The sequence below is a fragment of the Streptomyces albicerus genome, assembly GCF_008905045.1.
Classification (GTDB): Bacteria; Actinomycetota; Actinomycetes; order Streptomycetales; family Streptomycetaceae; genus Streptomyces; species Streptomyces albicerus.
The window spans coordinates 116,966-130,045 of record NZ_VWMY01000001.1 but is presented as its reverse complement, the minus strand read 5'-3'; the positions used below and the strand labels follow the sequence as shown (position 1 = coordinate 130,045).

General features: G+C 69.5%; 8 protein-coding genes and 4 pseudogenes. 7 read left to right on the top strand and 5 right to left on the bottom strand.

Annotated features, from left to right (window positions below):
* Positions 1–132: 132 nt before the first annotated feature.
* Positions 133–1,350, top strand: a pseudogene (locus GAS53_RS00620) (DUF418 domain-containing protein); the annotation flags it as partial.
* A gap of 169 nt (positions 1,351–1,519) precedes the next feature.
* Here the strand turns inward: GAS53_RS00620 and GAS53_RS00615 are convergent.
* Positions 1,520–2,470, bottom strand: coding sequence for an expansin EXLX1 family cellulose-binding protein (locus GAS53_RS00615; RefSeq protein ID WP_151475366.1), 951 nt, complete (start codon positions 2,468–2,470; stop codon positions 1,520–1,522).
* Between the two features lie 715 nt (positions 2,471–3,185).
* Between GAS53_RS00615 and GAS53_RS00610 the strand changes: the two genes are divergently transcribed.
* Positions 3,186–4,619, top strand: a complete 1,434-nt coding sequence (locus tag GAS53_RS00610; RefSeq protein ID WP_151475365.1) for a glycoside hydrolase family 43 protein — start codon at positions 3,186–3,188, stop codon at positions 4,617–4,619.
* A 65-nt stretch (positions 4,620–4,684) separates the two neighbouring features.
* On the opposite strand, the gene GAS53_RS00605 is transcribed toward GAS53_RS00610, so the two are convergent.
* Positions 4,685–5,737, bottom strand: a complete 1,053-nt coding sequence (locus GAS53_RS00605; protein WP_151475364.1) for a LacI family DNA-binding transcriptional regulator — start codon at positions 5,735–5,737, stop codon at positions 4,685–4,687.
* 290 nt (positions 5,738–6,027) lie between these two features.
* Here GAS53_RS00605 and GAS53_RS00600 point away from each other — a divergent pair, with 290 nt between their 5' ends.
* The 4 genes and pseudogenes from GAS53_RS00600 to GAS53_RS55925 form a co-directional block, all read left to right on the top strand.
* Positions 6,028–7,344: a ferredoxin reductase family protein gene (locus GAS53_RS00600; protein ID WP_151475363.1), complete on the top strand. Its 1,317-nt coding sequence runs from the start codon at positions 6,028–6,030 to the stop codon at positions 7,342–7,344.
* Positions 7,345–7,399: 55 nt separating this feature from the next.
* Positions 7,400–7,690, top strand: a pseudogene (locus GAS53_RS00595) (hypothetical protein); the annotation flags it as partial.
* On the top strand, positions 7,681–8,403 hold the full coding sequence (locus GAS53_RS00590; protein ID WP_151475529.1) for a FadR/GntR family transcriptional regulator: 723 nt from the start codon (positions 7,681–7,683) through the stop codon (positions 8,401–8,403). The pseudogene GAS53_RS00595 and the gene GAS53_RS00590, both read left to right, overlap by 10 nt.
* Before the next feature lie 21 nt (positions 8,404–8,424).
* A pseudogene (locus tag GAS53_RS55925) lies at positions 8,425–8,597 on the top strand (phytanoyl-CoA dioxygenase family protein); the annotation flags it as partial.
* 38 nt (positions 8,598–8,635) lie between these two features.
* On the opposite strand, the gene GAS53_RS00580 reads toward GAS53_RS55925, so the two are convergent.
* The 3 genes and pseudogenes from GAS53_RS00580 to GAS53_RS00570 all read right to left on the bottom strand — a co-directional run bounded on the left by GAS53_RS00580 (position 8,636) and on the right by GAS53_RS00570 (position 11,177).
* The gene (locus tag GAS53_RS00580; RefSeq protein WP_263974088.1) at positions 8,636–9,412 is read right to left on the bottom strand and encodes a substrate-binding domain-containing protein; all 777 of its coding nucleotides are present in this window, start codon (positions 9,410–9,412) and stop codon (positions 8,636–8,638) included.
* Positions 9,413–9,483: 71 nt separating this feature from the next.
* Positions 9,484–10,191 (bottom strand): annotated as a pseudogene (locus GAS53_RS55920) (beta-galactosidase); the annotation flags it as partial.
* A 266-nt stretch (positions 10,192–10,457) separates the two neighbouring features.
* Positions 10,458–11,177, bottom strand: coding sequence for a FadR/GntR family transcriptional regulator (locus tag GAS53_RS00570; protein ID WP_225858654.1), 720 nt, complete (start codon positions 11,175–11,177; stop codon positions 10,458–10,460).
* Between the two features lie 129 nt (positions 11,178–11,306).
* Between GAS53_RS00570 and GAS53_RS00565 the strand changes: the two genes are divergently transcribed.
* Positions 11,307–13,043 (top strand): IlvD/Edd family dehydratase, encoded by a 1,737-nt coding sequence (locus GAS53_RS00565; RefSeq protein ID WP_151475361.1) that lies wholly within the window; start codon positions 11,307–11,309, stop codon positions 13,041–13,043.
* The last annotated feature ends 37 nt before the right edge of the window (positions 13,044–13,080 follow it).

The window sequence follows — 13,080 nt, the reverse complement described above, 5'->3', positions numbered from 1 at the left end:
CCGCCATCGCCCAACTCGGCGCCGCCGGCCCGGTTCCAGCCGGTGGGCGGGGCCAATGCCGCCGATCGGCGGGGGTGGTGGGGCCCTCTGGCGGATTCACCGCCGACCCGTGGCGTTTCCAGTCTGGAGGGCATGAAACGCGATGCAGTCACCGACGCCCCTTCGACGGCCGGAGCACGGGAGGTCGAGCAGCCCTCCACAGCCCGGCTGGTCGGGCTGGACCTGGCCCGGGGCCTGGCCGTCTTCGGTATGTACGCGGTCCATGTGGGCCCCGCCCCGGGCCAGGACGGTGTCATCGGCTTCCTGATGGAGCTGGCACAAGGCCGCTCCTCCGCCCTGTTCGCCGTCCTGGCCGGCTTCGCGGTCGCTCTCATCACCGGGCGCCGCACACCGAAGACCGGCCTGGCTGGCCGCCAGGCCGTCGCCAAAGTCGTCATCCGGGCCGTGATCCTGCTGGCCCTCGGCACCGCCCTGACCATGACCGGCACCCCGGTCGTGCCGATCCTCGCCTTCTACGGACTGTTCTTCCTGCTCGTGCTGCCGCTGTATCGGCTGGGCGCCAAGCCGCTGGCGCTGATCGCGGCGGGCTGGGCCCTGGTGGGCCCGCAGCTGCTGTACGTGCTGAAGCCGATGGTCGGCGACCGCACATTCCCCACCGTCGGCCAGGCCGACGGCCTCGTCTCGCTGCTCTTCACCGGCGGCTATCCGGCCCTGACCTGGGTCCCGTTCGTCATCGCCGGCATGGCCGTCGCCCGCCTCGACCTGACCGCCACGGCTGTCCGAACACGCCTCGCCCTCACCGGCGTCGCCCTCGCCGTCACCGGCTACGGCGGCTCCTGGCTGGCGCTGCGCTTCGTGCCCGGTGCCGCCGAGGCCGTCCGGGAAGCCGAGGGGGGATCGGGCATGTCATCCATGCCGTCCATGTCGTCCGCATCGTCCATGTCGTCCGGATCACCCGGCAGCGATGGCATCTTCGGCGACACCCCCGCCGGGATGCTGGTCGCCTCCCCGCACAGCGAGGCGACCCTGTCCATCGTGGGCAACACCGGTGTGGCGATCCTGGTGATCACCGTCTGCCTGGCCGCCATGGACGCCTTCCCACGGCTGCGCCGCCTGGCGGGGCCCGTCATCGCGGTCGGCTCGATGTCGCTGACGGCGTACGTCTTCCACATCCTCGCCATCTGGCTCCTGGACACCGAGGAACTCACCCTGACCGGCCAGGCCTTGTACATCCTGCTCGGCTTCATCGTGTCCATCACCGTCCTCGCCACCATCTGGTCCCGCTTCTTCCAGCGGGGGCCGCTGGAATGGCTGATGGGCAGGGCGACCCAGGTCGCCCGGCGCATCCGGCGAGGGGAATCCGCGCCCGGATCCGGAGCCGGCGCCCCGTACGGTACGGCTGTACGGGGCGCCGTTTGGGGGTGTGGTCCTCGCCGTCACGGGGGCCACCGCCCGGCGCACTCGCTGCGCGGCCTCACGGGCCAGTTCGGCAACGCCCAGGTACCCAGTTCCGATGACGTCAGTGCCGGGCGAACTGAACCCCGGTCGGTTGCACGACGTTCGGCCGCACCGCGATCCCGGTGATGGTCAGTCGTTCTCCGTAGATGTCCGTGACTCTGATCGAGCTGCCGCACCCGCTGCCGCTGTCGGAGATGAAGTAGTTGTATTCGGTGCGGGGCAACTGCCGCCAGCCGCCGCCGGCCTGGACCTCCAGGCGCGCGACCGGGTTGCGGTGGCCGATCGCCTGGATGCCGCACCAATAGGGGCTGGACCCGGTCTTGTACCTGATGGAGATCGTGTCGGACGTGCTGGGACTCAGCAGCTGCCAGGTGATCGGTATCCGGCCGACCTTGAGATCGGCGAGTTTGGCGAAGGCCTGTTGGCTGAGGTCGATTTGCCCGGGTGCGCAAGGCAGGGGGCATTCGTTGGTGATCCGTACAGTGATCGACTTGCCGTTGGCCGCGCGGACGAGCACGTACGCGCCGCACGCCCTGGACGTCTCGTAGTCCGTGGTGTTCATGGCCGCGATCATGAGGTCGGGACTCGGGCCGAACAGGCAGGCGCCGTTTCCGTCGGCGGCCTCGTAGGCGGTGGCGACCCCGGTGTAGGAGGTGTTGGGCCGAATCCGCCCTGCCGACGATGGCGTGGTGGACGCCGTTCGCGGGGGCCGCGGGGTGGCTTTGGCCGAAGGGCGTGCTGCACCGGACGTCGCAGCAGCCGTCGGCGTCGGGGTACCGGTCGCGGTCGGCGTCGCCGACGCGCTCGGGGTGCCCGTCTCCGTCGTGCTGGTGGCTCTCACCTGGGTGGTGGCGGGTGTGGCCGTGGCCTGCCCTGCCGCCGCCTCGCGGTCGGAGGGCGACCCCATGACCAGGTAGGCGAGAACCCCCGCGGCGGTCACCGCCAAGGTGGTGCCCAGCACAAGCCTGCGTCTTTGCCTGCGCTGACGCGCGGCCTGCCTCGCTGTCTTCATACCTGTCCGTTCGGAAGATCGAGCCGATGGTGCACTGCTCAGTGGCCGCAGAGAGCGGAAAGGTTGCCTTCGATTTCTCACTGGCGCGTACGAGAGTTCCGCGGCGGGCGTATCCGGACGGCTTGCCAGGGTCGTTCCCCTTGTGTCGCTCCCGGGTCCAACGTCCGTGTGTGACAGGGGAGTTCACCCCGGTGGTGTGTTTCCACCTCTTCTCTGGACGCAACCGGCACATTCGCCGACCGTGACCAGTCTTTTCAGGTCCCACGGACTACGGATGCCGAAGGTATTGACGCATCCCGCTGCTCACACTTAACGTCTGCCCGACATCGCGAACGCTGTTCGATATCCCGCACAACTCATGTCGGCCGGACGGGAAGCCGGCCAGGAGAATCGGTCGGCCGCCGTTTTGATATCGCCCTACGCCGAAGGCCGCTTGGCCTGGTCAAGAGAGAACCGCCCCACTCGGGCGACAACCGGTACTTCACCCGCAAGCCGTCACACCACCGACGCACGGGCATCGTTTGCCCAGCCCCGCCGTCACCACGGCGAAATGCAGCGCACGCAGGGGACATGCCGTTGCCGGAGCCGACCACCCCTTCCACGTTGTGCGGTAGTCGGCCCTGTCCCGCCAACACCGAGACTGAGCCCCCTGGTTGACCCTGCTTCGCTCCTTTTCGCCCGATGGTGAACATTCGCAGAACGACAGGAGATGGACATGTCCGCGCTTCGCGCCCGGCTGTCGGCGATATTGCTCGCCGTGTGCCTGCTCTTCACAGGCCAAGCCCTGACCACACCGCAGCGGGCTGCCGCCGCCGATCCGGGCTATCTCATGACGCACTTCATCGGGGAGGGGTCGACCGGTCAGCAGATCTACTTCTCGCACAGTACGGACGGCCTGAACTGGAGTGACCTCAACGGCGGAGGGATGGCCCTGCGTTCCACGGTCGGTACGCGTGGGGTGCGTGACCCCGCACTGGTGCGTTCCCCCAACGGCGACAAGTACTGGATCATCGCGACCGACCTGTGCATCGACTGCGGGCAGACGTGGAGTCAGTCCATCAACGACGGCAGCCGCAATCTTGTGGTGTGGGAGTCGACGGACCTGGTCACCTGGTCGCAGCCGTGGTTGCTCAACGTCGCCGGAGCGATTCCCGACGGGCGCAACGCGTGGGCGCCGGAGGCGATCTGGGACCCGGCCAGCAACGCCTACGTCCTGTACTGGGCGACGAACAAGCCCCTCAACGGCGCAACGAAGCACCGCATTTACTACGCCCGCACCAGCGACTTCCGCTCCATCACCACCCCGCAGGTCTACATCGAGCGCCCCGGCACCCAGGAAATCATCGACACCCAGATCGTCGAGATGCCGAGCGGCGTCGGCAACTACCGCTACGTACGGGCCTCCGGTGACGGCCAGATCACCCTCGAAGGCAGCAACTCGATCCTCGGCACCTGGACCAACCTCGGCAACCTCTCCGGCATCGGCCTGACCGGCTCCCAGGTCGAGGGTCCGATGTGGATGAAGTTCAGAGACCGCAACGAGTGGACCCTCTACCTCGACCAGTACGCCACGAGCCGCGGCTACATGCCGGTCACGACGACCAACCCGTCCGCCTCCGGCACCTACAAGCTCCCGGCGTCGGGCAGCTACAACCTGGGCGGCACCAAGAAGCGCCACGGTTCGATCCTGAACCTGACGGCCGCCGAGGAGAGCCGCGTACAGGCCCGCTGGCCCAACACCGCGATCAAGCGGCTCCAGTCGTTCAACTTCCAGGACCGGTACGTGCGGCACGCCAACATGGACGTGCGCATCGACCCCAACGTCAGCCCCGCCGGCGACTCCCAGTTCCGGCTGAGGACCGGTCTGGCGGGCTCCGGCACCGTCTCCTTCGAGTCGGTGAACTTCCCCGGCTACTTCCTGCGGCACGCCGGATACGACTTCCAGCTGGCCTACAACGACGGCACCACCCAGTTCGCCGCGGACGCCACCTTCCGCCAGGTCGCCGGGCTCGCCGACGCAAGCTGGTCGTCGTTCCAGTCGTACAACCACCCCGACCGGTACATCCGCCACTACGCGTACCAACTCCGCCTCGACCCGATCACCAACGCGACGGGGCGCGGCGACGCCACCTTCCGCGTGACGAGCTGACCCGACGCCGACAACGAAACCGCATCGGCGAGGCAATGCCCCGCCGATGCGGTCCGGGCCCGCGCTCAGGGTGTGACGTTCCCTCGCCGTACCGGGCCTCGTGCGGACCGGCGAGGGGTCAGGACCGGCTGTACGAGCCGATGCCGGTCCACACCGCTGCGGGCGTTGATGAGAGCGATCAGCAGATCGACCGCTTCGTCGCTCACCCGCTCCGGACGGAGGCTGAGCGTGGTGACGGGCGGGGTCGTCGTCGCGTAATCCGGATCCTCACTGATGCACGCCACCAGCAGATCCTGCGGCACTCGAAGCCCGCGGTGCCGGGCGGCGGCGAGGATGTTGTGACCGGAGTCGGAGTAGATGCCGATGACGGCGTCCGGTCGTGGATCGCGGTCGAGCAGCCGGCCGACCGCATCCCGTTCAGCCGTGAAGTAGTCGGGCAGCGAGGCGTACTCCTCGACGAGGGCGGGCATGTCGTGCTCGGCGCACCAGGCGGCGTAGGCGCGTCCGATCAGGTGCGGGTACTCGTCGTCGTGCAGCGGCTGGGAGAGTGCGATCCGCCGGGCGCCGGCCTCCGTGAGGTGGTCGAGCAGGATGCGCAGGCCCGCTTCGTAGTCGGTGTCCACCCACGCGTCGAGCCAGTGCGGCTGGGGCGGCCGGCCGGCGGTGACCATCGGGATGCCCCGCTCCCGCAGGATGGAACGCACCGGGTCATCGGCGCGCGGCTCGACGTGGATGACGCCGTCCATCGGCGTGTTGAGCCACATCCACGGTGACAGGGAACTCGGCATGACCATGAGCATGTAGCCGCGCTCGTGCGCCGCCGCCATCGCGCCCAGCGTCAGCTGTGCGTAATAGGGGATCTCCATGTACGAGACGGGAAGGTCGCCGTACGTCGTCATGGTCAGGCCGAGCACTCCGGTGCTCCCGCGGGCCAGGGCCCGGGCCGTGCTGGCCGGGGCATGACCGAGTTCGCGTGCCGCGGCGAGCACACGCTGCCTGGTCGCCTCGGACAGCCGTCCGGTGCCGTTGAGCGCGTTCGACACCGTGGCCGTGGACACCCCCGCCCGTGCAGCAACGGCGCCGAGCGTGGGACGCCGCCAGACACGCGAACTCGTCATGTGTATACCCCATGCACCCCAACAGCCCCACGATGGCTTGTGGTTAACGCCTTAATCACTCAACGTACCCGGCGACGGCGGCCTGGACGGCCGTCTTCGACCAGCGTGCCGATCGCGGAACAAGAACAGTTGAGGCCAAACAGGGCCAACTTCTCGCCATGTTCCGTAGTCTTGCCCGGCCCAGGGGCCGTATCAGATCGGGATGCTCAGGTCCCCGCGACCTCGCGGGTACCGGGCGCCAGTGCGTCACATGGACAAGAGGGGAAACGGTGGAGGCGACAAGTACACAGGTGCGACAGGGGACCATACCTCCGGTCGTCGCGGCGCGGTGGGCGCTGTGGACGTTTGTCATCGTCAACTTGGTGATCGTCGAGGTCTTGTTCCTCACCGCCGGGACCGGCAAGAACGGGGTGCTCACGGTCGCCAAGTTCTTCGGCCTGCACGCCGCCGTGCTGATGCTGTTCCAGCTGCTGCTGGTGGCCCGGCTGCCGTGGCTCGACCGCCGTATCGGCATGGACCGGTTGACGGTGTGGCACCGGTGGGTCGGCTTCACCCTGCTGTGGACCCTCCTCACCCACGCCGTGCTGGTGGTGTTGGGCTACGCGACGCTCGATGACGCGTCGATGACGAAGACGTTCTTCGCGCTGGCCGGAGTGCCGGCTTCCCTGCTCGGGATGGGGGCCGCGGCGATCGTCGTCGTGGTCGCCGCGGTCTCCGCCCGACAGGTGAGGCGGCGGCTGCGGTACGAGACCTGGCACGGCGTGCACCTGCTGCTGTACCTGGCGTTGGGGCTGGCATTCGTCCACCAGTTGCAGGAGACCACGACCTTCAGCTCCTCCGCGCCCGCGATGATCTACTGGTGGGCCCTGTGGCTGTTCGCGTTCGGTGCCCTGGTCACGGGGCGGATCGTGATGCCTCTGTGGCGCAACGCCTATCACCGGTTCGAGGTCACGGCGGTGGTGCCGGAGTCGGACGACGTGGTGTCGGTGCACGTCACCGGCCGCCACCTCGACAGGCTGCCGGCCAGGGCGGGCCAGTTCTGCATCTGGCGGTTCCCCGGACACAACCACTGGTGGCTGGCCAATCCGTTCTCGCTGTCGGCGGCACCCGACGGCCGCACCTTGCGTCTGACAGCCAAGGCGGTCGGCAGCGCCAGCGCCGGCCTGCGCCATGTCCCGGTCGGGAGCCGCGCGTTCGTCGAGGGGCCGTACGGGGCGTTCACCTCGTTGCATCGAACGCGGCCCGGCGCGCTGCTGATTGCCGGAGGAGTGGGGATCACGCCGGTTCGAGCCCTGTTGGAGGAGGAACCGGCCGGTGACGTCGTCGTGCTCTACCGGGTGCGCAGCGAGGACGACGCCGTGCTGGTCGACGAGATACGAACTCTGGTCGCGGACCGCGGCGGGCGGCTGCACCTGCTCACCGGCCGCACGGGGGAGACGAGCCCGCCGTTCGAACCGGAGAGTCTCCGTGCCCTGGTACCCGACATCACCGAACGCGACGTGTACGTCTGTGGCCCGCCCGCGATGACCTCGACCGTGCTCAGCGCCCTGCGCAGTCTGAAGGTTCCCCACCTGCAGGTGCACGCCGAGCGGTTCGGCCTGGCCTGACGGCGCTGAGGCTCCGACGGGCGAGCCCGTCGGAGCCTCAGCGCAGATCCATGGGCTTCGCCCCGGTGCCGCCTACCTGGTGATGCCGGCCGGGCGCTACACGCTGCTGGACCAGTCGGTGCTGGACGACGTCCTGCCCGCCGCCGCGATCGCCTTCCCGCACACGCATCCCAGTATCATCAACCTCCCCCTCGGCAAGCGGACTGCGGAACAGGTCGGACGAAACGTGGAACTCCATGATCAGCAAGTCCCGGACGGCCTCTGGGACGATCTCGGCACTCAGCAGCTGATCAGGTCGGCCGTGCTGGCGGGGCACGGTGGGGGGAGTGATGCGTGGTGTCTTTGACGGACAAGGCCATCGAGCAGATCCGTGAGCTGATCCGGACCGGTGCCCTGCCGCCGGGTTCGAAACTGCCACCGGAGCCGGACCTGGCCGCACAGCTGGGCCTGTCCCGCAACCTCGCCCGGGAAGCGGTCAAGGCGCTGGCCGTCGCGCGGGTCCTGGAGGTCCGGCGGGGCGACGGTACGTATGTGACCAGCCTGCAGCCGAGCCTGCTGCTGGAGGGGCTCGGCGGTGCGGTGGAGCTGATGCAGGGCGACTCGGTCGCCCTGCAGGACCTCATGGAGGTACGGCGGCTCCTCGAACCGCTCGCCACGGCCCTTGCCGCCACCCGAATCTCCGACGCCCAACTGGCCGAAGTGAAGCGGCACTTGGATGCCATGCGCGAGGCCCGCGACGACGTCGAACAGCTCAACGCCCACGACGCCGCGTTCCACCGCGCCGTCATCTCGGCCACGGGCAACGAGACCCTCCTCACCCTCCTGGAGGGCATCTCCGGCCGCACCCTGCGCGCCCGTATCTGGCGCGGTCTGGTCGACGACAAAGCCGCGGGCCGCACCCTCGCCGAGCACGAGGCGATCTTCAACGCCCTGTCCACCCGTGACGCCGCCCTCAGCCAGGCCGCCGCACTGCTCCACGTGAGCAACACCGAGCAGTGGTTGAGGGAACACCTGCGCTCCGGCGAACCCCTCCCCTTAGGGACGACAGCGCGGAAGTGACGGGCGGGCCTGTCGCCGAGGTACTACCCGCAGGAGGTGACCCTGGAGATGGGCGGCACGTTCAGCGTTCCCGGCAGCCATCTGCGGCGGATCAACGAGTCCGACACCGGCCACTACCAGAACCTGCGCGGCCAGGACCGCCTCGTCTGCCCGGCGGGCACCGTGTGTTTCTGCACCACGGGCTGTGGCACGGGGCCGGCCAACGACAGCGACGAGCCGCCTACCTGGACGCTCAGTCCTGCGGTGGCGGGGCCGTGCTCTCGCGGACCACGAGGTGGGTGGCGATCTCGAGGCCGAGCTGCGGGATCTTCTCGCCGCGGCCGAGGGTCAGGGCCAACTCCGTTGCGGCCGCAGCCATTTCGGTCAGTGGCTGGTGCACGGTCGTCAGCGGCGGGTCCACCCAGGCCGTGACCGGCACGTCGTCGTAGCCGACCACGCTCAGGTCCTCCGGGATACGCAGGCCGGCCTCGCGTGCCGCCTGGTAGACGCCGAGCGCCTGGAGGTCGTTGGCGGTGAAGATCGCGGTCGGCCGGTCGGGACGGGTGAGCAGTTCGGCCGCCGCGGCGTGCCCGTCCTCCCGGGTGAGCTGCATGCGGACGATCAGCTTCGGGTCCACAGGAAGCCCGGCCGCCTCCAGCGCCGAGCGGTAGCCGGCCATCCGCGCCAGGCAGAACGCGTGATCGGGGCCGCTGATCATGGCGATGCGCCGGTGGCCGAGGCCGATCAGGTGGCGTGCCGCGGACTGGCCGCCCCTGAAGTGAGTGGCGGAGACGTACGGGACACCGTCGGCGACGTCGTCGATCGGGTCGAAGACGACGTACGGGATGCTGTCCGCCGCGAGGCGGTCGCGCTCCGCCTCGGAGAGCCAGGACACCGACAGGACGCACTGTGGGTGCCGCCCCGCGGTCTCGTCCATCGCGGCCTTCGAGTCGTGCAGGCCGAACTTGGAGACCATCACGCCGATCCGGTTCCTGCTGGCCACCTCTTCCACGCCGCGCAGGATCTCCACGCCCCACATGCTCTCCAGCTCGCGGAAGACCAGCTCCACGATCTTCTGGCGGCGGCTTCTCGGGGGCTTGCGGTGACGGCGGGCCAGCGCCCGAAGTACGGGTGGTCGTACTCGGCCAGGACGTCGGCGTCCTCGACGGTCAGGCCCTCCACCCAACGGGTGGCCACCGCGTCGGCGGGCAGTTGGAGCGGGCTGTCCGGTGCGGTGCGCAGCGGCAGGTCGGCGTGCAGGTTGCTGAACTCGTCGTACCGGACGCCCGCGGCCCGGACCAGTCGCGCCGGCGTCACCTCGTGGCGTGCCCGCGCCTCATGGTCGCCGTAGCCGGTACGCGGCCCGAGCACGAGATGGCCGCCCGCATCCGCGTAGGCGCCGAGCCAGTCGAGCATCCCGTCGTCCGCCACGTACAGCCCCGGAGCGATGAGGGCGGGGTGCCGTTCGGCGGCCAACTCCGGTGCGATACCTGGGCGTTCACCGTTCGGGTCGTGCAGCTGGCGGGCGTGCAGGATCCGTACCTGGCGCCCCGCCTCGAACGCGCCCCGGTAGAACGGTTCGAAGATGCCCTCGTACGCATACGCGTCCGGGCCGCCGTCGGGGCCGGCGAGCGGCGGGTGCTTGCGCATCAGCCACTTGCTCGGCGCCGAGTACACCATCGCGATGTCCGCGTCCGGTGCGATCCCGGCAACCAGGTCCCCGGCCCGCTCGAACTCGGCGCCCAGTCGGGCGAGTTCGCGGTAGGCGCGGCCCGGTCGTCCGCTGTGCGGGAGGATCCCGCCCCAGTACGGCTTCGGGATCGGGAGGAATGACCTGGCCCCAGGAGTGGGGGCGGTGATTTCCGTGTCGATGCCGAGGGCGGCGGCGATGCTCGACGAGCGGTACGCCGGCCGAAGATCGTCGGCCGCGCCCCGCTCGGCCGGCTCCTGCTCGGCCGGCAGCCCCGCGGCGCGGACTGCGGTCGGCTTGCCCGGTGGGCCGGACGAAGACCTCGTCGGCGTCGACCGCTTCCGTGCCCTTGCCCGTGGCACTGCCTTGTCGCAGTCGTGACAGGTCATACGGCATCGCTGGGCATTCCGGGTGACTGGGCGATCTCATGTTCGGCGGCTTCGATGATGGCCAGTACGGCGGCCGCCGCGGCCGCGGGATCGCGGGCCTCGACGGCTTGCACGATGGCGCGGTGACCCGGCAGCGAGGCTTCCACCGCGCCGGGGGTCTGGGTGCTGACGAGGAAGCTGTGTTCCAGCGCGATGTCGACAGCGCGGCCCAGTGAGCCGAGGAGACGGTTGCCGCTGGCGTCGAGCAGGGCCCGGTGGAAGGCGATGTCGGCCTCGACGTAGCCGCTGCGGCCGGGTTCCGCCGCTGCGGCCTCCATGGCCGCCAGGGAGTCGTACAGGACTCGTACTTCGTCGGGGCCGGCCCGGTCGGCAGCGAGCCGGGCCGCCTCGGGTTCGACGATCCGGCGCAGTTCACCCGTGTCGCGCAGCAGAGTCGTGGCGTCCCCGGCCTGTTTCCAGCGCAGCACGTCACGGTCCAGGTGGTTCCAGTGCTCCGGGGGCAGCACGCGCGTGCCGGTGCGCGGGCGTACGTGCAGCATCCCCTTGGCCACCAGTGCCTTGACCGCTTCCCGCACCACCCCTCGGCTGACGCCGATCTCGGCCGCGAGCGCGTCCTCGACCGGCAACGGATCCCCCGGCTCCCACGCGCCACCCACGATGCGCCGCCCGAGCCCGTCGACCACGCGCTGATGCGTGGTCAGGAAGTGCACCACGATCTCTGCTCACCCCCTGGACGTCATTCATCGAATCATTTAATGATTGTGTTACAGGGTACGGCCTGCGGGTCCTCACCCGACAACGCCCCATCGCGAAGCGGACGACGCCAGAGCCACGGGAGTGCCTACATGACCGACGGTCAGAAGACGAGCCGCCGCAGCCAGGCATGGTTCGGCGCACGGGGCCGCAGCGGGATGGTGTACCGCTCTTGGATGCGCAACCAGGGATTCGGGCACGAGGTGTTCGACGGGCGTCCCGTCATCGGCATCGCGACCAGTGCCTCCGAACTCGCCCCGTGCAACGCCCATCTGACACGCGTCGCCGAGGCCGTCAAGCGCGGCGTGTGGCAGGCGGGCGGCCTGCCACTCCAGTTCCCCACCATGGCCACCGGCGAGACCCTGATGCGCCCCACCGCCATGCTGTACCGCAACCTCATGGCCATGGAGGTCGAGGAGCTGATCCGGGCCAATCCGCTCGACGGTGTCGTGCTGCTGTCCGGCTGCGACAAGACGACCCCCGCCATGCTCATGGGCGCCGCCAGCGTCGACCTGCCCGCCGTCATGGTCACCGGCGGGCCGATGCTCAACGGCAAGTACCGGGGCCAGGACGTGGGTTCCGGCACCCACGTGTGGAAGTTCGAGGAAGACCTCAAGACCGGCCGGATGACCGAGGAGGAGTGCTTCTTCGCCGAGGGGTGCATGGCCCGTTCCAACGGGCACTGCATGACCATGGGAACCGCCTCGACGATGGCCTGCATGGCCGAGGCGCTCGGCATGCAGCTGCCGGGCTCGGCGGCCTGGCCCGCGGTCGACTCCCGGCGGATGGAGATCGCGCAGTCGGCGGGGCAGCGCATCGTACGGATGGTGGAGGAGGAGCTGCGCCCCTCGCAGATCCTGACCCGAGAGGCGTTCGAGAACGCCATCCGGGTCAACGTGGCCATCGGCGGCTCCACGAACGCCCTCATCCATCTCACCGCCATCGCCGGACGCGTCGGCGTCGAGCTGAGCCTGAAGGACTTCGACGACCTGGTCCGCGCGGTGCCGACCCTGGTCAACCTGATGCCGAGCGGCAAATACCTCATGGAGGACTTCTGCTACGCGGGCGGCCTGCCCGCCGTCCTGGCCGAGCTGCTCGGCGGCGAGATGCTGCACGGCGAACAGATCACGGTCACCGGACGCACCATCGCCGAGAACACCGAGAATGCCGAACGCGTCGACTCCGACGTCATCACCGGCCTCGACGTCCCCTTCCAGCCGGCCGGCACCGGTATCGCCGTCCTCCGCGGCAACCTGTGTCCCGACGGCGCTGTGATCAAGCAGTCCGCCGCGTCACCGCACCTGCTCACCCACCGCGGCCCCGCGCGTGTCTTCGATTCCCCCGAGGCCTATCACGAGGTGGCCGACGACCCGGAACTCGACATCGACGAGAACACCGTCATCGTCATCCGCAACGCCGGCCCCAAGGGCTACCCCGGCATGCCCGAGGTCGCCAACGTCCCGCTGCCCGCCAAGCTGCTGAAGGCCGGCGTCAAGGACATGGTGCGCGTCTGCGACGGCCGGATGAGCGGCACCGGGTACGGGACAGTGGTCCTGCACGTAGCGCCCGAGGCCGCCGTCGGCGGACCTCTCGCCCTGGTGCACGACGGCGACCCGGTCGTCCTCGACGTCCCGAACCGCTCCCTGCGCCTGGACGTGGACGACGCCGAGCTCACACGACGCCGGCAGGCATGGAAGGCACCCGCTGAGCGGCACACCAGCGGTTACGCCTGGCTTTACACCCAGCACGTGGAACAGGCCGACCAGGGTGCCGACTTCGGTTTCCTGCGCGGAGGCCGCGGACACGAGGTCCCCCGCGACTCCCACTGAGTCCCAGGTGACCGCACCCCCTCGAAACCAGGAGAGC